This window comes from Mitsuokella apri, assembly GCF_051886055.1.
Classification (GTDB): domain Bacteria; phylum Bacillota; class Negativicutes; order Selenomonadales; family Selenomonadaceae; genus Mitsuokella.
In genome coordinates, this window is sequence record NZ_JBJEXT010000039.1 from 18,297 (window position 1) to 44,965 (window position 26,669).

Here is a 26,669-nt window from a genome sequence, read left to right on the forward strand (position 1 = left end):
TTGTTCCTTTTCCTTTCTGCGGGGCAGCAGCTGAAAATCTCAAGCTGCTGCCCTGCTGTTTTTTTAGAAGCAGGTGAATGCGCCATCCACGATGACGTCCGTGCCCGTCGTAAACGTGCTCGTATCGCCAGCGAGGTAAACGCAGATGGATTCGAGTTCTTCCGGCTTGCCCATGCGTCCCATCGGTGCCATCGCATTCCATTTCTCGATGAGCGGAATCAGCGTCGGGGAGTTCATCGTGAGTTCTGTAGCCATGTAGCCCGGGCTGATGCAGTTGACGCGGACGCCCTTCTTGGCCCATTCAATCGCGAGGGATTTCGTCAGCTGAATGACACCGGCCTTCGAAGCGTTGTAAGCGCACTGCGGCTGCGGCACGTTGACGATGTGTGCCGACATCGAAGCCGTGTTGATGATGGAGCCGCCGCCATGCGTCAGCATGTATTTGCCGGCTGCAATATCCGTCAGGAAAATGCCGTTGAGGTTGATGTTGATGACTTTGAGCCACTGCTCATACGTCATTTCCTCAGCCGGTGCATTGATGCAGATGCCGGCGTTGTTATGGCAGAAATTCAGGCCGCCGAGCTTTTCGACGACTTCGTCGACCATGGCGTCGACCTGTTCCTTGTTCGTGCAGTCCGTCTGAATGGCGATGACTTTCTGCCCCGTCTTCTCTGCAATCTCAGCAGCCGTCTTTTTCGCCGTCTCGATGTCGAGGTCAACGATGGCGACATCAGCGCCAGCCTCTGCAAAAGCCGTGGCCGTGCACTTGCCAATACCGCGGGCTGCGCCCGTGACAAAACCTTTCTTGCCCGTCAATTTCATTTTTTCGATGATACCCATGATACATCTTCCTTTCTGTATTTACATTTTGTAAAATCATTTTTCAAATCTGTTTATATGATAATCCTACTTTGTAGTTTTGTCAAGCCATTTTATAAAATAAAATAAATAAATACGTCGAATCCCATCGAATACAGAAAAAAGTCATCGCTGACTGGCTTTTTCCTTCCCGCTTTGTTATAATGATACCTATAGATTTACAAAATCATTTTACAAAATTAAGAGGGTCTTCCTATGAAAAAGAGCATTACACCATCCGAGATCCGTCAGACAAACCGTCAGCGCATCTACCAATATATTTATCAGAAGGAAAATGTTTCGCAGCAGGACATTGCCTACGACCTGCATCTGAGCCGGCCTACCGTGACGACGAACTTAACTGCCTTAAAAGAAGAAGGGCTCGTCAAAGAAGCCGGCCAGATGGATACGGAGCTTGTCGGGCGCAAGGCCAATGCCTATGCAGTCAATGAGACTTACCGTGCCAGCATTGGCGTAGAGCTTTTGAGCCGGCAGGTCAAGGCCATTGCCGTAGACCTCTATGGCCGGAAAATCCACCGCGATGTCTTTGCACTGGACTTTGAAAACACGGATGCCTATTTCCAAAAAGTCTGCCAGCACATTCTGGAGTTCCAGGAAGCCTGCCATTTGACGGATGCGCAGGTACTCGGTGTTGGCTTTGCCATGCAGGGCCTGATTTCTCCCGACGGCAAAAAAGTCATCTACGGCAAAATCCTGAACTGCACGGGGCTTGAAGTCTCTGCCGTGACAAAATACCTGCCGTTCCCCTGCCGCTTCTTCCACGATGCCAACAGCGCGGCCATCGCCGAACTCTGGGCCGCGCCGGACCTCAAAGACGCCTTCTATCTTTCCCTGAGCCGCCACTTGGCCGCAGCCCTGATTCTCGACCGCAAAATCATCACGGGCATGCATGGACACAGTGCGACCATTGAACACATGCAGATTGACCCGCAGGGAGAGCTCTGTTACTGCGGCCAGCGCGGCTGCCTTGAGACAAAGTGTTCCCTGCGCGCGCTGCACTGCGACCTTGAGCATCTCGATGACTTTTTCGACAAAGTCCACGCCGCAGACCTCAAGGCACAGGAAATCTGGATCACCTATCTGAAAAATCTGGCCCATGCTATCAATCTGCTGCACCTGATTTACGACAAGACCTTCATCCTCGGCGGATATCTTGCCCCTTATCTGCAGCAGGCCGACATCGACTATCTCTACAAAGAAATCGCCTCGAAGACGCCATTTCCCGAAGCCCATGACTTTTTACAGCTCAGCCGCATGCCCAAGCACAACATCGCCATCGGCGCGGCTCTGCCCTACATCCAGAAATTTCTCGAGAAAATCTGAAAAAGTCCAGTGCTGGACTTTTTCAGGAATGTCAGGTAATGAATGGAAAAATAATTCGCTGCCATGCCCGAACGACAAAAGAGGCTGCTGCACAGTTACGTGCGGCAGCCTCTTTTTGGTGCTTATCGCTTATTTAGAAAATGCAATTGGTCATCACAAATATGTGACGGTCTCGCTCAAAGGTTTTCTCTTCGCATGGTTTGGCAATGGCTTGACGCCTTCAGCTTTGTAGCCGAGGTCAAGAAGCATCAGGATGCTCTCGTTTTCCGGCAGGCCGAGGGCCTTGGCGAGTTTCTCGGGGTCGAAGAAGTTGACCCAGCAGCCATCGAGCCCTGCATTGGCTGCCGCGAGCATCAAATGCGTTGCGACGATGCTTGCATCCTCAACGCCGGAATCATGCTTATCTCCTGGATAAGTGAATACGTTATTGCGGTCGTACGCCACAATCAGCACGGTGCCTGCCCCATAGCGGCACGGCGTCGCCGCATCGATGACGGCCAGCGTCTCCGGCTTCTGCGCCACATAAATATGCTGCTCCTGCAGATTCTTCGCTGTCGGTGCGAGGCGTCCAGCCTCGAGCACCGCCGCAAGTGCCTCCTGCGGTACCTTTTTATCGCTAAATTTTTTGCATGAATAACGATTTTTTATGACATCCGTAAATTCCATGACGAATCCCTCCTTGTCTTTATCCTTTCGCCATGCAGGAGCAAAATCCTGTTTACCAGTCTCTTTTCCGTACTTTTTAAACTGGCACAAAATGATGTGCTAAGTGGCACATCATGATGTATCCTCTGGCATCTTTTTCCGGTATCATAAAAGCATCGAAAGCAACAATACAGCGACAGAGATGACAGGCACGAAAGAAAAGCCTAAAATAAAGGAGAATGCGAAATGACGAATACAGCTTTACTTACGGGATCTTACGGCGGACTCGGCACCTGCCTTGCAAAAATTCATGCAGAGCATGGCGGCGACCTGATTCTTGTCGGCCGCAGTCTGGAAAAACTGGCGAAACAGGCAGAAGAGCTTCGCAGCCAGTATCCCATCACGGTCGAAACGATTGCCGCAGACCTCTCGAAGCCGGAAGCAGCACAGGAAATCTACGATACCTGCCATAAGCATGGCTGGACGGTTGATTATCTCATCAACAACGCCGGTTTTGGCGGTCAGGGCGATTTCACGCGGGAGCGTACGATGGCAGAAGATATGGCGATGATTGCCGTGAACATCGAGACGCCGACGCGCCTGATGAAGCTCTTCCTGCCGGACATGGTACAGCGCGGCGAAGGCCGTGTGCTCAACGTCAGTTCGACGGCGGGCATCCTGCCGGGCCCTCTGCAGGCTGTCTATTACGCAACAAAAGCCTATCTCACGAGTGTCTCGAATGCCATCTGGCGCGAGCTCAAGGACACGGGCGTCACGGTGACGGCCCTGCAGCCTGGTGCCATGACGACGGGCTTTGCCAAGAGAGGCGGCCTTTCCGACACGAAAATGTTCCAGAATACCGTTGCCCCGATGCCGGTAGCCCGAGACGGTTATAACGGCATGCTTGCTGGCGAGCTCAATGTCCTGAGCGGCCTGCCGGGCTATCAGAAACCGATGATGAAAATTGCGCCGATCCTGCCGAAGAAAATGATGATGGACATGGTCTACGACCAGCAGAATAATAAAGACTGACAATCTGCCAAGAGGCAGCTCTGTCAGCCCTGAAATAGAGGAACGTATATGAACCATTTTATATTAGATGGCAACTACAAGGCCATTCTCAGCGCCCTGCAGCTCGATGCCACCGAAATCCTGCGCCGCGCGGGACTGCCGGAAGATACGTTAAACCACAAGACCATCACGATGACGGAAGCGGGCTATTACCGCTTTCTAGAGGCCATTGGCGACGCCCTTGGCAAGGAGGCACCTCTGCTGCAGCTGGCGTCCAAGGAGCAGATTGAAACATTTTCCCCACCGATTTTTGCCTCCTGGTGCAGCAAAGACGGCGAGGCCTGCATTGAAAGGCTCTCTGCTTATAAAAAACTTATCGGGCCAATGAGCTGGCACATCACAAAAGAGAAAAACGAGCTTACGGTCACCATGGAAGCAGGCAGTCCGGAGCTCGAGCTCCCTTCCATCCTCGTGCAGTCGGACTTTGCCTTCCTCATCGGCATGCTGCGCCGTGCCTCAAAAACCGATATGCATCCCCTCAAGCTGCAGGTGAAACATCTCCCTGCCAGCCACGCTTTGTCCGACCTCGCGGGCATTCCCATCCAGCAGGGCGAGGAAAATGCCATTTCATTTCGTTTGGCAGAACTGCACAAACCTTTTGTCAGCTTCAATCCGGCCATGTGGAGTTATTTTGAGCCCGAGATGAACAAACGTCTGGCCGAACTCACGGTGGATGATTCCATGTCGGCAAGAGTTCGCAGCGCCCTGGCCTCGATGCTGCCCGGCGGCGCTTACGGCATCGAAGAGGTCGCGGAAAAGCTCGGCATTTCCAAGCGGACCCTGCAGCGCAAGCTCAGCGAGGAAAAGACAACCTTCCAGAAACAGCTTAGCAGCACCCGTGAGACTCTCGCGATTCACTACATTTGCCATACCGATATGAGCAATCTCGACATTTCCTTCCTGCTCGGCTACGCCGAACTCAATTCCTTCCTGCGCGCCTTTGTCATTTGGACCGGCAAAAGCGTCAGTCAGTATCGCCACGACCACAACAAAGAAAACTGAAAACGTCCAGCACTGGACTTTTTCAGCCTTTTCAATTGCGATAGTCGCAGCGTTCGCACTGCGTCATGACGTTTTCGCTGTCTTCCTTATAGAACAGGCCCGACCAGCGGCAGATGCTCTGCAGGATTGGCACGACCGACTCGCCCTTTTCCGTCAGCGAGTATTCCACGCGCGGCGGGATTTCGTCGTAGGATTTGCGCACGATAAGGTCATCCCGAATGAGTTCCTTGAGCGTGGCCGCCAGTACGGCGTCCGTGATATTCTTCATCTCATTACGGATGCCGCTGTAGCGCAGCGTCTTCTTGGCCGCGAGCACGCAGATGACGCGCGACTTCCATTTGCCGCCAAATACATGCAGGCCGTATTCGAGGGGGCAGCGGATATCTTCTTCCAATTTCTTCTGATACATGATAAGTCCTTCCTTCGAATTTTGAATTTCAAGTTTCGCGCTTTTTACGTTCTTCCTTCATTATAGGTCGGTACCCATATTTTCTCCATATGCTCTGAAATTAAATAGTGACTTATAAATTTCGCGATATCTTCAAAATGACGAGAAGCCCTGCTATGATAAGTGGCGTAAAGAAAATCTGCTGTCACTCTTGAAGGAGGAAGTTTTCATGTTAAATGATGAAGTCAAAAAACTTTTGAATAGTTCTCTCTGGGACCTCGCTACGGTCAGCCCCGAAGGCGAGCCAAATGTTGTACCGGTTGCCTTTAAAGACATCACGGATGAAGGCCATCTGCTCATCGGCGACGTTTTCCTCGAGACGACGCTGAAGAACATCAAGGCCAACGGCCGCATCGCCGTCTCCGCTTTTGACGGTCCACATCTCACGGGTTATCAGATCAAGGGCCATGCCAAATACATCGAGAGCGGTGCTGTCGTAGACAACTTCAAGAAAGTCGTCGAAGAGATGTTCAAAGGCGCGGTTACGGCCAAAGGTGCTGTTGAGATCATTCCGGAAAAAGTCATCGTCACGACGCCGGGTCCGGACAACAAGAAGGAACTCTGATTCCCCTTCTCTCTCCTGAATATCCTGTCTAAGATACATCCTCATGATTATGCTGTCCAATGCATTCTGGGCAGCATTTTTTGTTGCTCAAAATATAATTAAAAAGGCCGCGAAACAGGATGCCCCTGTCCCGCGGCCTTTTGGCCGATTATAAATCATACGTCAGAATTGCCGGGAAGCACGTTTTATTGCGGCGGCTGCAGCCGGTGCAGTTGCGGGCGATATTTGGCGAACTATCCCAATCCTCAAGATGCCAACCGATTTTCTCGTAGTACTTCGGCACCTTGCCGCTGCACCAGAGCTTTTTGACGCCATGGCGGCGCGCCTCGTCAAAGACAATCTGCTGCAGGCGGCGTCCGTAGCCCGAACGGCGATGGTCCTCACGCACGCCGAGGTCACCGAGCGTATAAACGCCGTCGCGAATCTCCAAGGTTGCGGCAGCCAGAAGATTGCCCTCTTCATCATCCACGCGCCACATCTTGACCATCTCGATATCCGCGGGCACTTCGGCACTCGGCTCGACCTCCATGCCGCAGTCATGGAAAAACTTCGTCAATGTCAAATAATCCTTCGTCTCGTAAACTCTCTCTGTCATAAAGCAGCCTTCTTTCCTTTGCTCAAATCCATGTAACGTCTATCATGATAAGAGAAAAACTGCGGAATATCAATTTACTAATAAATTATTGAGTAACTAATTCTTTCCAATTTAATTGGAAAAATCACTCCATAGAAATCGAAAAAGTCCAGTACTGGACTTTTTGCCATATTCACGACACAAAAAGGCGGCTGCATGAGAAAAAACTCATACAGCCGCCTTTTTAACGGGATGCTTCGGCCTGTCCAGTGAGGACTGCGAAGCCTATATTTTACGGATTACTGATTATCCTTCGGTGCTTCTTTCAGCGTGACGTCGACGGTCTTTTCGCGGCCGTTGCGTTCAATCGTCAGGGTCGTGGTGTCGCCGACTTTATGCTCGGCAATCTTGGCGCGCATGTCGTTGACGCTGTTGACTTCAGCGCCGTCGACTTTGAGGACGACATCGCCCTTCTGCAGGCCGGCTTTGTCAGCTGGGCTGCCTGCAACGACCTGGAAGATATAGATGCCCTGTTTGATATTGAGCTGATAGCCGTAGCGGGCTGCCGTCTGCTGGTCGAAGATCGAAACGCCGAGGTACGGACGGGCGACATAGCCTTTGGCCATAATGGCATCGACGATGTTCTGGACCGTATTCGACGGGATGGCGAAGCCGATGCCCTCGACGCCGTTCGCAACGATTTTCGCGCTGTTGATGCCGATGACCTTGCCGTCCATGTTGACGAGCGCGCCGCCGGAGTTGCCCGGGTTGATGGCGGCATCCGTCTGCAGGAGCTTGACGCGTTCATCGCCATCGCCGAGCGTGCGGTTCTGGGCACTGATGACGCCGTGCGTTACCGTGCCCTGGAACTCAAGGCCCATCGGGTTGCCGATGGCAATGACGGACTCACCGACGACAATCTGGTCCGAATCGCCAAAGTCAGCCGTCGTCAGATTGCCGTCGTCGACGCTGACGACCGCGAGGTCCGTGAGTTCATCCGTGCCGACGAGCGTGCCCTTGAGGCTGCGGCCGTCGGCGAGCGAGACGATGAGCTCGCTGGCGCCCTTGACGACATGGTTGTTCGTCACGATGTAGCTCTTGCCGCCGTCATTCTTGAAGATGACGCCCGAGCCGACGCCCTCGCTCTGTACCGGATTGTTGAACCAGTCGCGCGCCACGGCCTTATTCGTGATGCCGACGACAGCCGGACCGACGGCCTTTGCGGCGCGGACAGTCGGCGTGTTGCGGGCATCCGAGAGATTATCATAATTGGCTGCCTGCTGCTGTGCGGCGGACGAACTGCCCGAGGAACTGCTGCTTGAGCTTGAAGACGAGCCTAACGAGCAGCCCGCAAATGTCGCGGCCGACAGGGCCACGGCCAGTGCTACAGCCAATTTTTTATTTTTTTTGCTTTGGAGCAAATTAAAGAACGATTTCATGAAGAACCCCTCCATCCATTTTCTTCAGTCTCTTCATCCTGCCTTTCCGGCATCCGAAGAAGGGGCTGTTTTCTGCCACATGTATAGTATAGCGTATTTTGCCTGTGATTTCTGTCATCGTGGTGACAAAAATAGAATTGACATTCCCTTTATGAAAAGGATACGATTTCTTTAGGGAAACAAAATGAAAAAGGGTGAATTTTGCATGGAAGAAACGAAGATTATCAAAAAATACGAGAAAGTTCTCGCTGCCTGCCCGCTGCTCATAGGAATTCCGGCCAGTCAGTACGAGGAGGCCCTGACTTTTCTGCGTGGAAAAGCCGTGCATCTAAAAAAGCACGAAATCCTGCAGCAGCTCGACGAGCCGTTCCGCTATGCCGGCATCGTCCTTTCCGGCAGCATCGAAGGCTCCTTTATCAACGAGAACGACGCGAAAATCAGCATCAACCGCTTTGACGCGGGCAAGCTCTACGGCGAGGCCCTCGGCTGCGTGCAGCCGCCGCACAGCCCGATTCAGCTCGAAGCCCTGACCGACAGCATCGTCCTGCTCGTTGACCTTTCGGCCATGCATCAGGAAAAAGCAGCGCTTACGGGCATCCAGTACCACCTCGCGATGAACCTCATCCACGGTCTCGCCCGTCAGAACATCTACCAGAACTACAAAGTCCGCATCCTGAGCCAGAAAAAACTGCGCGATCGCATCGGCATCTTTCTCAGCGGTCTGCCGCACGCTAAAGACGGCTCCATCCTCGTCAAGCTCACGACGACGGCCATGGCCGAATTCCTCGGTGTCAACCGCAGTGCCCTGTCGCGCGAACTCGGCCTCATGCAGGATGAAGGCCTGCTGCGCATTGAGGGACGGCGTTTCTTCCTGAAACACGATTAACCAGAAGAGATAAAAAAGGCGGGAACCGCTTGGGGATTGCGGTTCCCGCCTTTCTATTGGAGGGAGAGAAAATTGAGGGAAGTTTATTATGGAATCAAATGGCTATTAGCCATTGATTGCAATGGTATGACCAGCTGGGCGCGTCTCGGTCAGCTTCGGCATATGGACGGTCAGGACACCGTCTTTGTAGTCGGCCGTGCATTTCGTCTCATCAATATCATCGATGTAGAACGAACGGCTCATGCTGCTCTGGCTGCGCTCGCGGCGGACATAATTGCCCTTTTCATCTTTTTCATCATCGGACTGCTCATTCTTCGTGGCAATCGTCAGGTAGTTATTATCATAAGTCAGGGAGATATTTTCCTTCTTCAGGCCCGGCAGCTCAGCCATGAGGTCGTAGCTGTCCTTATTATCCTTGACATCGACTTTGAAATCCGGCGTATGGAAATCCTGCATGAACGGCTCATCAAAAGCATTCATGAGGCGGTCAAATACATTGTCCTCTTTCTGAAGATCGTTATTGGAAACAAATGGAACCAAACCAAACATAATCAAAAACCCCTTTCAGCGTCTCGATGCTGCCTGAGCGTTTGCTCAGGGGTGAATCAAAACCATTTGTTCATCGTGCTGAGAACTTTGGACCTTGCTTTTTCTTTTCTCAGGCCCTTCATCCTCGCTACAGTTCTTATTATACTCATATTGGTCAAAAAGTCAATAAGTCAAAAAGAAAAAAATAAAAAAGAGAAGCCGCCGCGGACTTCTCTTTTTTATCTGGTATGCTATTTTTTCTTACCCTTACGACTTGCGCGGATGTTTCTTGTCCTTATACATCTCGCCATCGGCTTCCGTGATGATGGTATCGACATTCTGAACTGGCGTAGTCTGCACGGCTGCGCCAAAAGCCATGCTGAGATGACAATTCTTAAACCGGTTCTTCATATGACGGATGAGTTCTTCAGCCTGTTCTTTGTCCATATCGCTGATGACCATGAGAAATTCATCCCCACCCATGCGGAAAACATTGCCCGTGCCGACCATTTCCTTCATGAGATTGGCCGCCATGCGGATGGCTTTATCCCCGGCCTTATGGCCATAGTGGTCGTTGATGTACTTGAGTCCGTTCATGTCGCCGAAAATAAAGGCCGTCTGCCTGCCGGCAGGCAGGTTCATCGCGTATTTCAAGAAGCCTCTGCGGTTCTGTGTGCCCGTCATAACGTCAACGTAGCTCATCTGACTCAGGCGATGTACGTTGTCGCGGTTGCGGATCAGGATGGACAGGAAGCGTGTCAGCGTCGCCAGCAGCGGACTTGCTTCCTTCAGGATTTTCTCGGAAGGATTGACGATTTCCGTATAGCCGATGGACTGACCGGCAAAAATCAAATGACCGGAAATGAAACTCTTGAGTCCTTTCATATGCGGTTTTGCCCTGCCGCATTTATGAAGAAACTTATCCACGTCTTCAATGATGGCGATTTGGTCCGTGTTGAAATTGTCATAAATGAACTGTACATCCTCACGCGGGATATGCTGCAGCTCCGCTTTCGTTGAAGGAATGCCTTCACGGCACCATTCATACGTATTGCTGACGGTGTCATCCGGCATTTCCTCAATAATATCGGCTTTTTCACATTCGAGGATTTCGCCGACACGGGCCAGCATATTCTGGATGCCAAGCGAAGGATCTTCCTCGCGCAGGCCGATTTCAATGGCATCGTTGACGGCCATTTCCTTGAAGAGAATCTCGTTCTTCTCAATTTCATTTTTCATATACTGATGGAGATTCGTCGCCATTTCAAGATGACAGTTCCTGCCGCGCCACGGAACGAGGATGTGCTGGATGAGATAGTCTCTCCCGAGTTTCCGATTATGATATGTGCGCGTATAGAAGCGGTCGCGGCGCAGCATGGACTGCGGGCAGTCCGGGCAGGGATAATCAAGGCCGCAGAGAAGTTTATGGCAGGTCATGCCGCGATAGTCAAAGTCCTCCGGCAGGCCAAGGTCACGCAGACCTGCTTTGTTGACATAAAGCAATTCATTATTGTCAAGACGGCTCATCATGACATTCTGGTCGCTCGTATCAAAAGCTTCACGGTCAAAGGCAATGCGGTCGCCCACGTAAATGGACTGACCGTACCGTTGCTGCTCTGCCTCGTCCAGACGTTCATAAAGGAGCTGCAGAAGTCCATTGAGATTGCCCGCTTCCGAGCCATAAGCCGCAGACCACTGCAGATACAGCGTGATGGAATGCCCACGGACTTCACGGATACCATGAATCTTATTTGCCAGGCGCAGCAGACGGTCATCAAGCCTTGCTTCTTTTTTATACTTCATGAACAGCAGGTATTTCCCATTGCCAAGATAACCGATGACATCGTCAAGCGTGCAAAGCCGCTCCATCATGCGGCTGATCCTGGCCAGCAGGGCTTCATATGTCTCATGACCGTAAATCTGCGCGGTTTCATTGAGTTTCGGAACGTGAAACAAAATACAGATAAAGTCTTCCTGCTTCCGTTCGTAATTGCCATAATACTCTAAGCCAGCCAAAATTATGCCGCGGAAACCGGCAAGACCTGTTTCCCGATTAATCAAACCGAGCTTCATGTCATTTTCGTAGGCACGTTCCTCCTGATCGAGGTCCTCGAAATAGCCCATGAGGCCAATGATCCGATTGCCTCGATAAAGTGGTACCTTTGTCGCGCGAATGGTATGCAGACGGCCGCGGATGATGCATCTGCCCAAGGCCCCATAGGAAGAAATGCCATTCTGCAGGACTTTTTCTTCGATGTTTTTATAGGGTTCAATATCCACGTGCCAGCCAATGTCTTCATCCGTCTTGCCCAGGATAGACGCCTCATCGTGAATATCGTAATAATCGAGAAAGGCGCGGCTGGCCCCCACAAATCTCCTTTCAGTGTCCTTCCAAAAGAACTTGATCTCCCGTGAATTCTTAATAGTATGAAAGACCGTAGACGGGTCAATTCTACTGCCGCCTGCGACAGGAAGTGCTGCTGCAATGCCAAAGCTCTTGAGAAAATGGGGCAGCACGTTTTCCCGATCCTTAATGCGTTCCATAGGCGCATCCTTGATGCAAAACAGGATATTCCCTTCGGCAGTCTGGCCAAGAGCCAGTGCATCAAATTCCTGCCAGTAATAATTCCCATCATCGCGGCGGACGCGGAACATGCCGACGGCAAGAGAGCGGCCCGACTTTTGTGCCTGCCTGTAGAGAATCCGCGGCGCGACCCAGGAGAGGAACCGCTGTCTGTCATCCGGATGGATGTACTCCTCAAGCGTCATCCACTGCCGGCGGGAAATCCTTTTTCCCGTCAAGCCGACAGCATGAAGCGAGCTGATGACCTCAACTTCATCCTTGCTGCCGCGGTACAAATAAAAGCCGTCATAGACCTGCAGCAGATAATGAGAGATTTTATCGAGCCTGTGTGTATTGCGGAACGAGCTGTCAAATGTAATATTATAGAGCTCCGCCTTGCCCGTATGCATGCCGGGACCGCCGGCAAGCATCTGCACCTTGATTTTCATGTACTGGCCGTTATACACATACGTCAGGACTTCTTCTTTCCCCGTTTGGATGGACGTATCCAGAAGCTCTTTGAACTGACGCAGGACCGGTGTTTTGGTGAGCTCCATGACCCGCCTGTTCCCATGGATCTTTAAGTTTACCGTAGAATACAGAACTTTTCTGAAGGCGCGGTTTTCCCAAAGGCTTTGTGCCTTATCTTTGCCATCGTACCAGAATACAGCGACCGGAAGATCGGTCATCACATTGATAAGACCGGCCTTTTCCATGACCATTGCTTCCGTCGGTTTTTCTGAAATCAATTTCTGTTCATAGCAGAAACGGTGGCAGGCTTCATAAGGCAGCGGTTTGGCATAGTAATACCCCTGAATCTTCTCGCAGCCAATCGAAGCGAGGAAGTCTGCCTGCTCCTTCGTCTCCACACCCTCAGCCAGCGTATGGATGCCGAGATTTTTGGCCATGAGCACGAGCGAACGAAGGATTTTTCTGCTTTCCTCATTGAAGTGCTTCTGAAAAGACATATCGAGCTTGATTTCGTCAAACTGAAAATGCTGCAGCACATTGAGTGAGGAATAACCGCTGCCAAAATCATCGAGCCAGCATTCATAGCCAGCCTTGCGGAAGCGCTGGATTTCCATCCGGAGCTTTTTCCCGTTCATGGCCAATGTCGTTTCTGTAATCTCGATGCGCAGAAGGCTGCGCGGCAGCTGGTAGCGCTCGACGATTTTCTCGACTTCAGCCACGGGGTCAAGGCTGTCAAAATCCACGCGCGACAGATTGACCGAGATGGGCAGGAGCGGGCGCTGATTCTCAATCTGGAAACGGATTAGTTTCGCTACCTGCTCGATGACATAGAAGTCAAGCTTTGGTATCAGACGGGATTTTTCGAGCACAGGGATGAACTGTCCGGGACTCAGAAGCCCTTTCTCAGGGTCTACCCAACGGGCCAGAGCCTCCACGCTGCAGAGCCTTCCCGTCAGCGTACGCACGACGGGCTGGTAAAAGACCTTGATATAGCCTTTTTGCAAGGCCTGCTCAAAATTACGCAGAATGTAAGCGGCTTCAGCAAGATGCTGCCCCATATCCTCCGTGTAGATGGCATAGACGCGGCTGGCATCCTGCTTGATGGAATCGGCCGCAATCTTGGCCGCATCAAAGCTCTGACGCGGATTGACCTGTTTTTTTCAGCGCCAGATTTTCATACAAAGTAATTCCTGCTTTAAGAGCAACCGAAGGATCATCATTTTGGGCACGAAAATCATCAGACAGTGCCAATAATTTCTCTTCAAGATCTGCCCGTTCCGCCAGCATGGCAAAATTATCCGCCGAAAGATGCGCCATGAGCGTCTCAGGAAATTGCTTCCGCAGGCATTTGGCCAGCTTGCGCAGGAGCTCGTCGCCTGCCTCCAGACCATGATTGGCATTATACAGTTTAAAATTCGTCAGATTGATATAAACCGGTACATGACGTCCGAGTATCCCTTTTTCCTTATCCACGGCTGCAACGGCCAAAGCCCTCTTGTAAAAAGCATACCGTCCGATCAGGCCTGTGATATGGTCCGTTTCCAAGGCCTCTTCGCGTATGCGGTTTGGCATGATATGCAGCGACCACACCGGGCCATACTGCGGATCCTCGATTGGGGATAACAGCACTTCGAGCCGGCGGAAATGACCTTCCTTGGACCGCACTAAAAAATGATACAGTTTCGGGTCGTCCTCAACATCTTTGGCCCGCCTTGCGTACATTTCTGCCAGCGGCACGTATGCATCCGCTTTCATCATACCGCGGTAAGTCCCGCCAGTCAGGGCAAGGAACTCCTCTTTTGATGCACACTGGTACATAGTACAGACTTTGTCATTTACGGCTAATATCTTTTCTTCTGCATCCTTGGAGATCAAAACCACGCCGCCGGGGAAAAGATTCATGACCTCTTCTCTCGATGCCTCGTTCTTCCTGTTCATGCCAACCAACCATCCTATTGTCAAAACACCATCGTGATCATCTTTCTTACGTCTATCTGCCTTGCTTATTTGACAGTTTCAGTTTATTACAATTTGTTTTGCTTGTAAACGGTCAATAGCGGCAGCTGCCAAACACCACAAACTGAAAAAGTCCAGCGCTGGACTTTTTCATCTTTTTACATCGGTCAGTCCTTCTCATTCTGTACGGTTTCAAGGAATTTCTGCAGGGATTTCGTGTCACTGTGCAGCATTTTCTCCGTCAGCCGCTGCAGCGATTCAAACTCCCCGCGCTTGAGTTTCGTTTCGACAAGTGTTTCGGTCATGGCCGCGAGGTAGCGCGTGACAATACCCTTTTGCTTGCATTTCTTGAGCGACTCCTCATATTCGTGCATGAGGATATCGTAGTCGTGGCTCGTCACATGGCGGTATTCATACGTGGCCGACTGCTTCGAGTCCTCAGCGATGGTATTCATGGCCTTAATCGCGTTGTTGAAGTCCTTGTTGTAAAGCTTTTGGCTCAGGCTGTCAACGCGCTGGTTGAAGGCCTTCATGGCATCTTCAAAATGGCGTACATTATAATTGAATTTGCTGATGACACGCGATTCCGAGAAAATTCCGCGCTCGCCGTCGCGCAGGCTTTCCGTGAGCTCTTTGACTTTCTCGGCATTCTCCTGTAATTCTGCCAGAGACTGGCCGTACGCGGCAAACTTTCCCGCAGCATCCGTCTCCTTGAGCTCCTTATCAAGATTTGCGACATACTCATTGAGACGGCCGATGTATTTTTCGATTTCCTCGAGCCCCTTCTGGTAGTTGATGACCGACTCGCAGACATGGGCGAGGTCTTCTTTTGTATCAAATGACATAGTGCTTTCCTACTTTCTTCTATCTTCTGTGCTTGCATGAATTCCTGCATGGATTGATGCATATATTTGTGCTTTTTTGCGCTCTTGTCTAATTGTCAGGTCAGCGGCCATAAGTCAGCGGCTGCCGCGATGGCTTCGCCGGCCTTTTCGATGGTGGCTTCTTTCTGCCACGTCCATTTGGCAAAGGCTCTTGTAAGGAACGGATAATTTTGCAGAGCTTCATACAAAGCTGTATAGAAATGACTGCTCTTCACTTCGCCGTATTTGTACTGCCAGGCTTCCTTCGCCTGAAGGACAAAATCCTGCATGCCCCTGCCCGTCAGGCAGAAGGCCGCCAAAAACTCGGGGCCTTCTACGTCCGGCCGCGTCAGCATGGTCTCGGCAGCATTCTGCCGCGTGCGGCCGCGGTTCGACCAGTCGGGGGCGAGGCCCGCATACGACTGCAGGGCCGCCTTGTAGTCGCCGTGACTTTCTTTGACGCGTCCGCGGCAGTAGGCAATCATATTCTCGTCCTTGCCTTCGGCCGCGTAAATGCTCAGGGCCAGCTCGTACTGGCCAAAGTTCAGGGCATTTTCGGCCGTCTCCATGCGATTTTCATCGGTATTTTCATGGATGCTCTGATAAAGATAACCGAGCCACGTCATCTCGCCGTAGTCGGCCTTGCCGAGAAGGTCGTCCGTATAGTCGATCAGGCCTTCGATCGCGGCATCTTCGAGGAATTCATAGAGCTTCGTGCCCGGCTTTGCTGCCTCTTCGTAGATGATCAGACAGGCATTGCCGCGTGTCGCGCCGACGTAAAAATACTTCCACGCCAGAGCCGGATTGTCACGCGTCTCCGACAGGATATTGTAGAGCAGCACCGAAGGATACTCCATGCCCTTGCAGTGAATGATATCCGTCACGGCATCCTCGGCTGTCAGCGGAAAATCCTTTTTCGACTGCGAACCGGCAAAGGCAAAAATCGTCTGCAGGTCACTTGCGGGCACTTTGCGCCAAAGGTCGTGAATAAGGTGTTCGCGGTTCTTGTCACTTGCCATGACCCAGACAGGCTTCATGCCGCTTGCCGTCATTGGCGGCACGGCAATTTCCTTCAGCTCATCCTGACGCAGCGTCAAGAGGCCCCCTCTGCGGAAATACTGCACGAGGTAATTCTGAAACTCGATGATGCTGCGGCTCGAGCGGTAATTGTAATGAAGGAAGCGCGGCCTCAGGCCCATCTCCTCGATTTTGCGGCCCTGTGCGCGGTCGTAGTCGTTCGACGCCGTGCGCATCCAGCCTTCATCGAAGTACGTCGGCTGCACCATCTGGCAGCGGTCCGACGCCATGCGCTTGCGGCGCGTGCCGTCCAGCAGATGAAAAATCGCCAAAAGCTCCATCTGCGTGAGGTCCTGACATTCGTCGACAAAGACTGCACCGTATTTCTTGACATGTCTGCGCTTTTTCCGCAGCAGCAGCCTTGCCATATCATTGTCATCAAAAAGCCCGTGACGGTGCAGATAAGCCTGATACTTCTCATAAACGCGGTAAAGCGTCGTCTCCCAGAGCACCGTACTGCGGCTGGCCTTCTTTTCCTGCTGCAGCCGCTTCTGATACTCGTTCTCCGAAAGATTCGGCCGGATTTTATCGAGTCGGTGATAATCGACATCCTCGGGCACGGCTCCCTTGATGATGCCGTGAATCTCGCGCCAGGCCGAAAGCCGCGTCATTTCCTCTGTCTGGCTCGCAAAGGCCTTGTCCTTGTGATTCCAGAACTGCGTCCAGTCGACCTCGGCCTGCCAGAAATTGACGAATTCAGCAAAACTCTGCGCGGCATTCAAGAGCTTCTGTTCCGGAATCTGCGGATAGGCTTCTTTGACTTCTGCGCGCAGAAAGTCAAATGTCGTGCGGATTTCGGCTTTTGAGGGCAGGGAACTGCCCTGCTCCATCTGCTCTTTGTCAAAGGTAAAGGCAAGCGTATAGGCGAGGTTTTCCGACATTGTCAGATAGAGGGCATCATGATGCGGCTCTTTGAGTTCCTCGCGCAGCCATTTGAGGCCGACGACGGATTTTCCCGCACCGGCATTGCCGATGACCGAGAGATTTTCGGCTTTCTCCGTGCTCTCGATAATGGCCTTCTGGTCCTCATCAAAGACAAAATGCGTCGGCGTCGCAAGGTAATCGCCGAGCGAAATATGCTTGCGTTCGCCCTTTTCCTGCCACGCATCGAGCTGATGCAGAAAGTCAGCCGTATCGTAGTAGACATAGCCAATGCTCTTGCCGCGGATTTTGCGAATATCGGCCATCTGCCGGTCGTGACTGCTGAGTGCCAACAGCGTCAAAATGCCGTCCTTGTAGACCATGCTGAGGCGGTGGTCGCCGATGCGCCGCTTAAAAACGCGTTTGCCATGTGCGCCCGCGACCATCTTGAAGTCGTTGCCCGCAGCCCTGTGCTCGCCGTTGAAGATGGACTGCATCTTTTCAAGACGCTTGGCAAACGTCCGCCGGAACCGCTCCTGATACGCGGCCGGCACATGGCGGAAAATATGCTTGTCGAACTGAATGCCGCGGAACAGCTCAACATGTTCCTTATGCTTTTTCGGCACGCGCAGTCTGCCCGCTGACTTTTCCCTGGGTTCTGAACTTTCTTTCCTGCTTTTCCCTATGTCACTTTCCTCAGAAGAAGCGGCCTCTTCTGCCTCTTTTCCATTTTGCAGCCCCTGTTTTTCTTCCTGCTCGCCCTTTTCTTCTGCTTTTTCTGCGGCAGAGCCGGTCCTTGCCGCAAGACTGTCCTGCTCGTCTTGAGAAGCTTCGTGACTTTCGTCGGACTTGTCGGACTCTGCCGGCTGTTCCTTCGTTTCGGACTCTTCTGCAGGGCCGAGCTCTGCTGCTTTCTCGCCGCGGAAAACCTTCACCGCATATTCCTGCCACTTCGGCTCCGTCAAAATTCTGCTGGCATCTTCCTGGACAACATACTCTGCCTCATAACGGACGCGCTTGAAGATATGGAACATAAAGGAGCGGATTTCACCGCGCACATTTTTCCTGCATTTCACGGGGAACAGCGCGTAGTACTTTTCAAACAGCGCCTTCATGTAGACAGCCGAACCATCCTCCATGAGAAAGTCATAGATTTCTTCATAAAGGGTCTTTTGCGGGTCGACAAAGCCCGTCAGATGGAGAATCGCCTCGGGCACAACGCCATGATACGCCGCGATTTCCGACTCGCGTTCCTGACTCACGGGCACGGCTTTATACATGCGGTTCTTGTATTGATGAAAGAGAGCCGCAATCTGCTCCGCCATTTCCTGCGTGCGGGCCGTGGCCAGCAGAAAATGCTTTTTTTTGCTGACATCGTAGACACCGTAAGCCGGCCATGTCTGATTGAAAGCAGCCAGCGTCTTCTCTGGTACATTCTCTCTGTCCAAAATGACAAACGGCCGGTCCGGAAAAGCAAGCTGCAGAAAAGCGCGGATGATTGCCGCTTCTTCGGGATTGCGGAAACGCGCGCACTCTTTCCCTGCGGCCTCTTCCTTTAAAAGATAAGCAAGCGGCCTGTTCGCGCGGACCTCGGCCTCAAGGTCCGGCCCCCAGTGATAGACAACGCCCTCTTCGGTCATGGAGGCCTGTCCCCGCTCCATAGCGTCTGCCAGCCGTTTCAGGTCCGCTTCGATTTTTTCCGTCACTTCGGCCTGTCCGCATTCACGCTGACAATGAAGTGCCCGTTGCCAAGCGACAAACGGCTCTTTACAGGCATCGACCTCATCATCCTGACGCAAAAGAGTCACAAGCGGCGAAGCCGCAGCCTCCGGTGGGGCCTCGCCAATCTGAAACCGCAGTCCGTAAACCACGAGATAAAAGAAATCCTTCGCGTAGGTGCAGATATTGGGATTGGCCTCAATGACTTTCGCCTGCTTCAGACGGCCGAGCGGCTGCGACAGATATGCAGGAGAAACCTGCTGCTGCTGACGGCTGTACGCAAAGAGCAGAGCTGCCGAAGCCGCAAAAAGATACGCATCCGCAGGAGTCTGCAGGGGGCAGTGAATCAGCGCCGTATAAGCCTGCATGGCCTCAGGCTCCGTCAAAGGCAGTTCTTTCTTCCTGCCTTCTGCATGGTCACCGGCAAAATACGCACGCTCCCCGGCCAGTACCTCCTCAAACAGCTGACTTTTATCGACAGCAGTAGCATCCTGACTGTCTGGCTGCGATGCTGACAAATCCGACTTTTCCTTGCCGCTTTCGTTTACCTCCTGCTTATTTTTGCCGCCGTTTGCCTGATTGATATAATTGAGACGTTTGAGGTAATGGCTGTTCTTGGCCTTCGGTTCGGATTTTTTAGGCATATGCGCAAAAATATCGTGCAGCAGCAGCTTGTAGCTCGAAGGAATCATCTCCTGATGAAGCAGGGCATTCGTCAGCTGCTTATGCGTACGAATTTTTTTGCTCTGCTGCTCCGTAAAGAACTGCAGACGGCTGATGATATCGACTTTCTGCGCATTCGCATACGCGAGAAAGTCAGCCGTCTCCCTGCGCACGCCGGCAAGTTTTGCCTCTGTAAAATTCTCCGCTGCCTGCTTTTCCTGACTGAGCTGACTTCCAAGCGGCATGCCCTTTAAAATCTGCAGCAGATAAGCGCGGCTGTCCTTAATGAGACTTTCCGGACGTGCGGCATGATTTCCCTGAACGGATTTTTCCGTGCTGTCTGCCTTTTTTGCCGGCACGGCCGCTTTTACCAGCTTCTTAAGTTCCGCCATATCATCCTTGATATGAAAGTCACTCTTATCCTTTTTGTCCGCCGCCTTTTTCTTCTGTTCCGCTTCTTCCCTCTGTTTGCGCAGCCATTTTTTCGCGGCCGCCTGACGGGCTCCTTCTTTCAGCTCGACACCGCCATGAATATCCATATGAAAATAATCTTCCAGCATGCCTTGCAGATTGGAACTGCGCAGATGATTGACCGCAATCTCCTGCTTCTTCATTTCCCTGCAAACGACATAGCGCTTCCAGATCATCGCGGCGACTTTGGCCAGATTTGATGACAGCTTCATTTCTTCCACATGATAAGCAAAGGCGTTCTCAAGGTCAGAAGGATTTTGATAATGATTCCGATAGCGGTTGAGCCAACGCGATAAAGAATCATAGAGTTCGTTTTCTTTTTCATCCTGCCCCTTGGCCGGCAAAATGTGTTTTACGAGTTCCTTCTCTGCGTCCGATGAATTGACGCCCTTGCAGTCAAGCCAGCAAAAATCGTGCTCCGGCAGTTCTGCGCGCACAGCCTGTTCCACGAGAAGATGCGTCTCCTCATCGTAGCAGCGGCAGATACGCAGACACTTCCCCTCCGTCAAATCATAAAAATCCTGCATGAACTCCTTGGCAATGACGTCAGGATTCATCCGGCTGCAGATATAACGATACGTCGTCAGCACGAGCTCCTCAAAATACGGCCAGACCCTCTTCGGAAAAAACGGCTGATAGCGTTTGACGACTTCATCCTCATCCTGCAGCCCGCCGGCCGCAATCCATTTTTCCAGATTATCGCGCACAGAACGGCTCCAGCCGGCATGTCTCGCCAGCTGCTCCCGTTGAAAAAATGTTTTTGCCCCCTCGCTTAAACCGCGCAGAGAAAGGTCATTCGTCACATCAAGCGACTTGCCGATTTCCGCCTCAATTCCCTGCTCCAACAGTTTCCGTTTAATGACTTCGGCATAGTGAGGATTCACGACCTTCGCGACCATCTTGACGCCGTCCGTCGGAAATCGAAAAACCTCCATCTGCAATTTTGCCAGCCACATAAACCCACTTCCCCTCATATTCTTGTTCGCCGTTTTTTCCAGAGGCGGCACCTCTTTTGCGCATCTTCCTGCAGGACCATTTACTTGTTTCGTCCGCACGTTTATCCTCCTGCAAGAAGACACACTAATTTCTTTTTTAAGTCTTATAAAACAATTTCGACTCAAGATACCGTTTTCCCTGCCAACACAAAAAAGCCCCGCAAAAATGCGGAGCTGTAAGGATATAAATAAGTTTCGTCAAGCAATCCAACTCAGAACGCCAGACCATTATCCTTGGCCAATTCATTTACTTTTATCTTCCGGCAGGTACTTCTCTCGGAACGCCGAGAGCGTCAGCTGATGCATCTGCAGGAGTTTTTCTGCTTTCTCATCCATGCCATCCGACAAATATTTTTTCACCTGCAGAATCGTGTATGTGCCCAGCTCATTCGATTCTTTGACGGCGTTGTCGAGGATCTCGTATGTCGTTTCCACGCGTTTCGCGGCTTCATCCGGCTCCGCAAAAATGCCATGCTTGAGATCCGCTGCTTCCGCTGCTTTCTCATGCTGCCGCTTTTCCTCCGCCTTCTTCGCCGCGACGCGCGCCTGCTCCCTTCCGGCCTCATCGTTGCGGATGCAGGAAATCAGCCATCCGCCTAAGGACGTTTTGTTCTTGCGGTACTTATAAGCATAGCGAAGATTCGCGTCCAGCAAAGAAAGCGGATAATCCTTGATGAGCTGCCGCGCCATCTTCTCCGTGACATTCCAGCGGTCAGGATTCATCAAACGAGCCAGCATCTTCTGCGCTTCGTCATCAAGTTCCTCAGACTGAGCAGGACGTTCTGAAATAGGCACTGCCTTTTGCTTCGACTTTTCATAGAAGGTAAAGTCAACACCGACATGAGCCCGCCCCCCTTGCTTGTAATAAGCATATTCTACCGTGATGTCTGCTTTCTCATTGATTTCCTCAACAGCGACTTTGATGACCCGACTTTTCAGATCCGTCGTCTTCTTCTGATAAGACTGTGGCAGCTCCAGTATCTTACATAACTCCTGAAATGTAAATCGTGCATGTCCTATCTTGATCCGATTTTTGAAAATCATATAGAAGCGAGTACTATAGACATGCGAAAATGCGATTAAGCTTTTTAAGTCGGACTTTAAGAATCGTTCCCGAAGCTGCAGAAAATGAGGACAAAGCCGTTCATCGAGTTTAAACTCGACATAGGCACAGTCGCTATCTCCATCTTTTCCCGTGACATACTCACACGACTGAACCCAATGGGAGCCATACCACCCCGAGCCATCGCGATGCTGCAGGATAATAGAACGCGTCAAAAGCTTCTTTATGACATCCTGCAATTGCCAATATCCGGACTTGGCATTGAAGCCGCACGCATCTGACAGGGACTTTGCATTGATACGGTTCACCGTAAAATTTTCTCTTGTGGTATCGATTTGGGCAATAAAATTCAGGATTACCTTTTGTTCTGCCAATGTGAGCTTGTAATTTGCTTCGACTAGCTCATTTGATTGACGAACTAAGGCACGTTCGTCAACTTTCTTAATCACTGTATCAGCCATCGCTTTCACCTCTTAAAGATATTCTACCTGAAGCTATGAAACTTTTCAAGGCTTTCATAGTTTCATGGCAATATCCTGAAGATCTTTATCTGCGACACTGATACCGCAAATTTTTCATAGGTTCAAAGAGGCACCGAATATTTTTTATGGGCTGACGCATTTTTTTCATAGGTTATCACATCTTTTTTTTTATTTCACAGTCGGACAATAGTCAGATAATAGTCGGATTATCTTAGATTTCAAAGCTCATCCGGACAACCGCAAATTTTTCATAGCTTCGAGGATAGAACCGCAAATCTTTCATAGGTTCGACCGCAATTTTTTCATAACTTTACCGCAAATTTTTCATAGGATGACCGCAATTTTTTCATAAGTTAGGTCCTGAAACCCGCGCCATTACTAGCTTCCAGCGCTCCGACATATATATACATATGTTACATATAATAACAACAACAGGGGAGAGCCCCCTCGCTTCGCTTCCCCCTGTTATTGTTCAATCTTCAATTTATCTTATTTTTGAGTCCGACTAGTCATCACCCTCCGAAACATCATGCGAAGAGTCGCTAAGCTGGCACATCTTTTTTAGACGGCAGCAACCTGAAGTTTCAAGTTAATTGCCTGCATGAGCTTGACGAGCGTATCCAGCTTTGGCGTCGTCTTAAGGGTCTCAATGCGGGCAACCGACGACTGCGGCAGTCCGCAGCGTTCAGCCAGCATGCGCTGACTGATGCCGAGCTCTTGACGCCGGCGAATGATAGAAGAGACGATATCGGCTACTTCTTCAATTTCTTCCATATTACGGCGTTCTTCCTCGCTGACTGATTTGACATGCGTTTTATAATCATCCCACGTTCTCATGGTTGTGCCTCCTACAAACTACAAAGATAGCAGTTCAAAATAGAAAAATAGCCAGCTCCATGGTATACTATTGTATGCCGGCGGAGCTGGCTGCCCTTTCTCTGCGAAAGGGGGCGTGCGTATGAGCCTTTACGAAGAACTATCCCTGCTGATAGCTTTCGCAACGCTGATCGTAACGATCCTTAAGTAAGAGTCAAGTACAGTCACCTAGAGAAAAGTCGTGTCCTCAACTCAAAATTGAAGGGACACCGGCGATTCCACCCGCCGGTTTTCCTATGTCTATATTTTAGCACAGGCCAAAATTGCCTGCAATAGCAATAATTCGGTTCAGCGAGTACTCTTTTTTAGCTTTTCGCAGGATGCCGCTTTGTTATAATGAAGACTATAAACTACGCTGCATAGGAAAGCGAGGTGACGTTGACGGGACGTTGGCTGTCCCGCCTGCATCCAGATGAAATATCCTTCTTTTCTTCCTTTAGGGCTTTTTGCGGCAGGGCTGGTGCTCTGCCTGTTTTTTCATGTTTCGGTCCTGTACGCTCTGGCCTTTGGCTATGTGGTCTTTTTCTCGTATGGACGATATCGCCGTTTGTCGGTCAGGGAACTTCTGTCCTTGTCGTGGCAGGGGATCCGTACAATCCGCATGGTGCTCATCGGCATTCTCGCGAGATTTCAGCAGGATTTCGTCCTCACTTGGCCTGTTCTGCTGCCGGCTTTGGCCGTCATCGTCATGTCCGTGCTGCGCATTGCCGTCTGGAAAACAATGCTCGTCAGCATTGCGGCGGCCATCGGGCTCTGCCTTTTCGTACAGGGCATGGACATGATGACGCTGCTGCCCATGCTGCTCACGGGCTACGAAACCACGGACCCCGAGCTCGCGGCGATGCTCAACGGCGGCGGCCTGCTCTCCATGGCACAGCCTGCCGTGCTCGTCGCGCTTTCGTGCTCTTACGCAGGAATTTTCGAAAAAACGGACCTGCTCGACGGCGTCAAATCTGGCATCCACCGTCTTGCCCGCCTGCTCACGACGTTTGGCTGCACGATTGCCGTCTCGCTTGCATCCGTCGCCATTGCCTGCAACCAGACGCTTTCGTCCATCATGGTGCATGAGCTCTGCCGCGACCTTTACGATAACGAACAGGAAATGGCCTTGGCCCTTGAAGATACGACCATCGTACTCGCAGCCCTGCTGCCTTGGAGCGTGGCTTCCGCCGTACCGTTAGCAGCCCTCGGCGCCTCATCATGGGGCATCGCTGCTGCCGTCTACCTCTACCTGCAGCCCCTTTGGAGCTGGCTGTACACGCAGATAAAAACAAAACATGCCCAATAAAAAAACTATCATCTCATCAATTCATGAGGTGATCGTTTTTTGCCGTCAAGCATCAGCATTGCCCGTAAGAAGTTTTTATAGTATACTTTAAAAACTTCTATTTTTGTATAGTTTTTAAAGTGTACTATAAAAACTCATTCCCATTACACGACAAAAAGGCATGTACATCGTCGCTCGATGCACATGCCTTTCGTTCTCTAAAAATCAAACTTCGTCGAAGTAGCTGCTGTCCATATGACAGAGCGGGCACTCGGCCGGCGGTTCTACGCCTTCGCATTCGTAACCGCAGACACGACACTTCCATTTCTTAATTTCGTCGAAGTAGCTGCTGTCCTTGTGGCAGAGCGGGCATTCTGCTGGCGGCTCTTCGCCTTCAAAGATGTAGCCGCAGACGCGGCATTTCCATTTCCGGACTTTTGCCCCAGGCTTAGTCACTTCTTCGTAGTCGCTGGCTGCGGCTTTTTCCCTTGGCTTCTGGTATTTTGCCACGGGTTCGCCAAGCGTTTCGCTGCGGTCGGTGTATTTCGTATGCAGCATTTCTTCGGCCAGCGGGCTCAGCGGTTTGCCGTAGAATTCCCTGTACAAAGTCAGAAGTTCCTGATTTTCATGGCTGTTGCGGTTCGGCAGGGAGGCATCCCTCTTGTAAAGGCCCTCAATGCGTTTGGCGAGCAGGGCTTTGCCCTTCTGCTGCGTGCCTTTCGGCTGACCGCCGCCGCCGATGCAGCCGCCGGGGCAGGTCATGACTTCGATGAACGTATATTCTTTCATCTTATCCGCATGGTTTGTCAGGAACTCCCTGACATGCTCCGTCCCAAACAAAACAGCGACTTTGAGCGAAAGGTTCCCCATCTGTACCGTGGCTTCCCTGAGGCCGTCGAGGCCGCGCACTGGCTCCAACTCGTAAAAATCTTTCGGTGCATTGTGGCCCGTGACGAGGTAATACGCCGTGCGCAGGGCCGCTTCCATGACGCCGCCTGTATTGCCGAAAATGACGCCGGCGCCGGAAGCCTCACCCATCAGGGAGTCGTAGGGCTGGTCCTCAAGGGCCGACAAATCAAGACCGGCCGACTTTGCCCAAGCGGCGACTTCCCTCGTCGTGATAACGTGGTCCATGTCCCGAAGCTCCGGAATGCCCAGATACTTGCCGGCCGCCGCCATTTCCGTCCGGCGAATCTCAAACTTCTTGGCCGTGCACGGCGTAAACGCCACATTGACGATTTTGCGCGGGTCAAGGCCCATTTTTTTCGCAAAGTACGTCTTGACCGTCGGCCCCTGCATGCCGATCGGGCTCTTCGCCGAAGAAATGTGCGGCAGCATCTCCGGATAATACGTCTCCGCGAACTTCACCCACGCAGGGCAGCAGGACGTGAACTGTGGCAGCGGCCCCGTCTTTTTGGTGACGCGCTCCACGAGCTCGCTGGCCTCTTCCATGATCGTCATATCGGCCGCAAAGTTCGTGTCGAGCACGTAGTCCACGCCCAGGGCCTTCAGCAGCGCGACCATCTTCCCCTGCACGAAACTGCCGTCCGGCAGGCCGAATTCTTCGCCCAAAGAAACGCGCACGGATGGCGAGGTATTGACCACGACGATTTTATCAGGGTCAGCCACGGCCTGCCGCACCGCCTCCCACTCCGGCGTCTCGATGATGGAATCCACGGGGCAGACGTTCGCGCACTGCCCGCAGTGGATGCAGATGGGGACATCCCCCGTCTTCTCCAAATCATAATAACCGAGCACGCCGATCTGGTCCCGGCAGGCGTCGCGGCACTGCCCGCAGCGGATGCAGAGATCCTCCCTGCGCAGGATCGCCGGGTTCCCCGGCTCAATCGGCACACGGATTTCTGGTGATAAATGTTTGCTCATGACACTCTCCTCCATGGCTTCCGTTAGATAAATATTTTCCGAAAAGACTGATAGCTTATATTTACCGTATTCTGCAAGGAAAAGCGTTTTCCTGCCGT

Annotated in this window: 20 protein-coding genes; 7 read left to right on the forward strand and 13 right to left on the reverse strand. The window is 51.7% G+C overall.

From position 1 onward, the window contains the following. Window positions 1-63 precede the first annotated feature (63 nt). Window positions 64-840 (reverse strand): SDR family oxidoreductase, encoded by a 777-nt coding sequence (locus ACI4OH_RS05385; RefSeq protein ID WP_432647762.1) that lies wholly within the window; start codon window positions 838-840, stop codon window positions 64-66. A gap of 234 nt (window positions 841-1,074) precedes the next feature. Here ACI4OH_RS05385 and ACI4OH_RS05390 point away from each other — a divergent pair, with 234 nt between their 5' ends. Further along, entirely contained in the window at window positions 1,075-2,202 is a 1,128-nt protein-coding gene (locus ACI4OH_RS05390) for an ROK family transcriptional regulator (RefSeq protein ID WP_432647763.1), read from the forward strand. Window positions 2,203-2,355: 153 nt separating this feature from the next. On the opposite strand, the gene ACI4OH_RS05395 is transcribed toward ACI4OH_RS05390, so the two are convergent. Next, complete coding sequence (locus ACI4OH_RS05395; protein ID WP_432647764.1) at window positions 2,356-2,868, reverse strand: nitroreductase family protein; 513 nt, start codon at window positions 2,866-2,868, stop codon at window positions 2,356-2,358. A gap of 225 nt (window positions 2,869-3,093) precedes the next feature. On the opposite strand from ACI4OH_RS05395, the gene ACI4OH_RS05400 reads away from it, so the two are divergent. Both ACI4OH_RS05400 and ACI4OH_RS05405 read left to right on the forward strand, forming a co-directional pair. Further along, on the forward strand, window positions 3,094-3,879 hold the full coding sequence (locus ACI4OH_RS05400) for an SDR family NAD(P)-dependent oxidoreductase (RefSeq protein ID WP_435721784.1): 786 nt from the start codon (window positions 3,094-3,096) through the stop codon (window positions 3,877-3,879). A gap of 48 nt (window positions 3,880-3,927) precedes the next feature. After that, the gene (locus ACI4OH_RS05405; protein ID WP_439784339.1) at window positions 3,928-4,920 is read left to right on the forward strand and encodes an AraC family transcriptional regulator; all 993 of its coding nucleotides are present in this window, start codon (window positions 3,928-3,930) and stop codon (window positions 4,918-4,920) included. Between the two features lie 31 nt (window positions 4,921-4,951). On the opposite strand, the gene ACI4OH_RS05410 is transcribed toward ACI4OH_RS05405, so the two are convergent. Beyond that, on the reverse strand, window positions 4,952-5,329 hold the full coding sequence (locus ACI4OH_RS05410; RefSeq protein WP_432646940.1) for a winged helix-turn-helix transcriptional regulator: 378 nt from the start codon (window positions 5,327-5,329) through the stop codon (window positions 4,952-4,954). A 208-nt stretch (window positions 5,330-5,537) separates the two neighbouring features. Here ACI4OH_RS05410 and ACI4OH_RS05415 point away from each other — a divergent pair, with 208 nt between their 5' ends. After that, the gene (locus ACI4OH_RS05415; RefSeq protein WP_435721782.1) at window positions 5,538-5,933 is read left to right on the forward strand and encodes a pyridoxamine 5'-phosphate oxidase family protein; all 396 of its coding nucleotides are present in this window, start codon (window positions 5,538-5,540) and stop codon (window positions 5,931-5,933) included. 148 nt (window positions 5,934-6,081) lie between these two features. Here the strand turns inward: ACI4OH_RS05415 and ACI4OH_RS05420 are convergent, their stop codons facing one another. Then, window positions 6,082-6,528: a GNAT family N-acetyltransferase gene (locus tag ACI4OH_RS05420; protein WP_439784340.1), complete on the reverse strand. Its 447-nt coding sequence runs from the start codon at window positions 6,526-6,528 to the stop codon at window positions 6,082-6,084. Between the two features lie 278 nt (window positions 6,529-6,806). Next, the gene (locus ACI4OH_RS05425) at window positions 6,807-7,946 is read right to left on the reverse strand and encodes a S1C family serine protease (protein ID WP_435721780.1); all 1,140 of its coding nucleotides are present in this window, start codon (window positions 7,944-7,946) and stop codon (window positions 6,807-6,809) included. A gap of 205 nt (window positions 7,947-8,151) precedes the next feature. On the opposite strand from ACI4OH_RS05425, the gene ACI4OH_RS05430 reads away from it, so the two are divergent. Beyond that, on the forward strand, window positions 8,152-8,832 hold the full coding sequence (locus tag ACI4OH_RS05430) for a Crp/Fnr family transcriptional regulator (protein ID WP_432646944.1): 681 nt from the start codon (window positions 8,152-8,154) through the stop codon (window positions 8,830-8,832). Window positions 8,833-8,937: 105 nt separating this feature from the next. Here the strand turns inward: ACI4OH_RS05430 and ACI4OH_RS05435 are convergent, their stop codons facing one another. The 7 genes from ACI4OH_RS05435 to ACI4OH_RS05465 all read right to left on the reverse strand — a co-directional run bounded on the left by ACI4OH_RS05435 (window position 8,938) and on the right by ACI4OH_RS05465 (window position 23,381). Further along, window positions 8,938-9,381: an Hsp20/alpha crystallin family protein gene (locus tag ACI4OH_RS05435; protein ID WP_432646945.1), complete on the reverse strand. Its 444-nt coding sequence runs from the start codon at window positions 9,379-9,381 to the stop codon at window positions 8,938-8,940. A 246-nt stretch (window positions 9,382-9,627) separates the two neighbouring features. Beyond that, window positions 9,628-13,452 (reverse strand): EAL domain-containing protein, encoded by a 3,825-nt coding sequence (locus ACI4OH_RS05440; protein ID WP_439784341.1) that lies wholly within the window; start codon window positions 13,450-13,452, stop codon window positions 9,628-9,630. Between the two features lie 70 nt (window positions 13,453-13,522). Then, window positions 13,523-14,332: a diguanylate cyclase domain-containing protein gene (locus ACI4OH_RS05445; protein ID WP_439784342.1), complete on the reverse strand. Its 810-nt coding sequence runs from the start codon at window positions 14,330-14,332 to the stop codon at window positions 13,523-13,525. Window positions 14,333-14,517: 185 nt separating this feature from the next. Continuing rightward, a complete protein-coding gene (locus ACI4OH_RS05450; RefSeq protein WP_435721777.1) occupies window positions 14,518-15,195 on the reverse strand; it encodes a hypothetical protein in 678 nt (225 codons plus the stop codon). A 95-nt stretch (window positions 15,196-15,290) separates the two neighbouring features. Then, a complete protein-coding gene (locus ACI4OH_RS05455; RefSeq protein ID WP_439784343.1) occupies window positions 15,291-20,960 on the reverse strand; it encodes a UvrD-helicase domain-containing protein in 5,670 nt (1,889 codons plus the stop codon). 282 nt (window positions 20,961-21,242) lie between these two features. After that, window positions 21,243-22,523 (reverse strand): replication initiation protein, encoded by a 1,281-nt coding sequence (locus ACI4OH_RS05460; RefSeq protein WP_435721775.1) that lies wholly within the window; start codon window positions 22,521-22,523, stop codon window positions 21,243-21,245. 582 nt (window positions 22,524-23,105) lie between these two features. Then, entirely contained in the window at window positions 23,106-23,381 is a 276-nt protein-coding gene (locus ACI4OH_RS05465; RefSeq protein ID WP_435721774.1) for a helix-turn-helix domain-containing protein, read from the reverse strand. A 121-nt stretch (window positions 23,382-23,502) separates the two neighbouring features. On the opposite strand from ACI4OH_RS05465, the gene ACI4OH_RS05470 reads away from it, so the two are divergent. Both ACI4OH_RS05470 and ACI4OH_RS05475 read left to right on the forward strand, forming a co-directional pair. Continuing rightward, entirely contained in the window at window positions 23,503-23,571 is a 69-nt protein-coding gene (locus ACI4OH_RS05470) for a putative holin-like toxin (RefSeq protein ID WP_435721808.1), read from the forward strand. Between the two features lie 261 nt (window positions 23,572-23,832). Next, window positions 23,833-24,708, forward strand: a complete 876-nt coding sequence (locus ACI4OH_RS05475) for a Na+/H+ antiporter NhaC family protein (RefSeq protein WP_435721773.1) — start codon at window positions 23,833-23,835, stop codon at window positions 24,706-24,708. A gap of 204 nt (window positions 24,709-24,912) precedes the next feature. Here the strand turns inward: ACI4OH_RS05475 and ACI4OH_RS05480 are convergent, their stop codons facing one another. After that, complete coding sequence (locus ACI4OH_RS05480; protein ID WP_439784344.1) at window positions 24,913-26,571, reverse strand: [FeFe] hydrogenase, group A; 1,659 nt, start codon at window positions 26,569-26,571, stop codon at window positions 24,913-24,915. Between the last annotated feature and the right edge of the window lie 98 nt (window positions 26,572-26,669).

Excerpts from the sequence above, each read along its gene's own strand:
- ACI4OH_RS05385 (WP_432647762.1), bottom strand. The coding sequence starts at position 840 with ATGGGTATCATCGAAAAAATGAAATTGACGGGCAAGAAAGGTTTTGTC.
- ACI4OH_RS05390 (WP_432647763.1), top strand. The coding sequence starts at position 1,075 with ATGAAAAAGAGCATTACACCATCCGAGATCCGTCAGACAAACCGTCAG.
- ACI4OH_RS05395 (WP_432647764.1), bottom strand. The coding sequence starts at position 2,868 with ATGGAATTTACGGATGTCATAAAAAATCGTTATTCATGCAAAAAATTT.
- ACI4OH_RS05400 (WP_435721784.1), top strand. The coding sequence starts at position 3,094 with ATGACGAATACAGCTTTACTTACGGGATCTTACGGCGGACTCGGCACC.
- ACI4OH_RS05405 (WP_439784339.1), top strand. The coding sequence starts at position 3,928 with ATGAACCATTTTATATTAGATGGCAACTACAAGGCCATTCTCAGCGCC.
- ACI4OH_RS05410 (WP_432646940.1), bottom strand. The coding sequence starts at position 5,329 with ATGTATCAGAAGAAATTGGAAGAAGATATCCGCTGCCCCCTCGAATAC.
- ACI4OH_RS05415 (WP_435721782.1), top strand. The coding sequence starts at position 5,538 with ATGTTAAATGATGAAGTCAAAAAACTTTTGAATAGTTCTCTCTGGGAC.
- ACI4OH_RS05420 (WP_439784340.1), bottom strand. The coding sequence starts at position 6,528 with ATGACAGAGAGAGTTTACGAGACGAAGGATTATTTGACATTGACGAAG.
- ACI4OH_RS05425 (WP_435721780.1), bottom strand. The coding sequence starts at position 7,946 with ATGAAATCGTTCTTTAATTTGCTCCAAAGCAAAAAAAATAAAAAATTG.
- ACI4OH_RS05430 (WP_432646944.1), top strand. The coding sequence starts at position 8,152 with ATGGAAGAAACGAAGATTATCAAAAAATACGAGAAAGTTCTCGCTGCC.
- ACI4OH_RS05435 (WP_432646945.1), bottom strand. The coding sequence starts at position 9,381 with ATGTTTGGTTTGGTTCCATTTGTTTCCAATAACGATCTTCAGAAAGAG.
- ACI4OH_RS05440 (WP_439784341.1), bottom strand. The coding sequence starts at position 13,452 with ATGGGGCAGCATCTTGCTGAAGCCGCTTACATTCTGCGTAATTTTGAG.
- ACI4OH_RS05445 (WP_439784342.1), bottom strand. The coding sequence starts at position 14,332 with ATGAACAGGAAGAACGAGGCATCGAGAGAAGAGGTCATGAATCTTTTC.
- ACI4OH_RS05450 (WP_435721777.1), bottom strand. The coding sequence starts at position 15,195 with ATGTCATTTGATACAAAAGAAGACCTCGCCCATGTCTGCGAGTCGGTC.
- ACI4OH_RS05455 (WP_439784343.1), bottom strand. The coding sequence starts at position 20,960 with ATGTGGCTGGCAAAATTGCAGATGGAGGTTTTTCGATTTCCGACGGAC.
- ACI4OH_RS05460 (WP_435721775.1), bottom strand. The coding sequence starts at position 22,523 with ATGGCTGATACAGTGATTAAGAAAGTTGACGAACGTGCCTTAGTTCGT.
- ACI4OH_RS05465 (WP_435721774.1), bottom strand. The coding sequence starts at position 23,381 with ATGAGAACGTGGGATGATTATAAAACGCATGTCAAATCAGTCAGCGAG.
- ACI4OH_RS05475 (WP_435721773.1), top strand. The coding sequence starts at position 23,833 with ATGAAATATCCTTCTTTTCTTCCTTTAGGGCTTTTTGCGGCAGGGCTG.
- ACI4OH_RS05480 (WP_439784344.1), bottom strand. The coding sequence starts at position 26,571 with ATGAGCAAACATTTATCACCAGAAATCCGTGTGCCGATTGAGCCGGGG.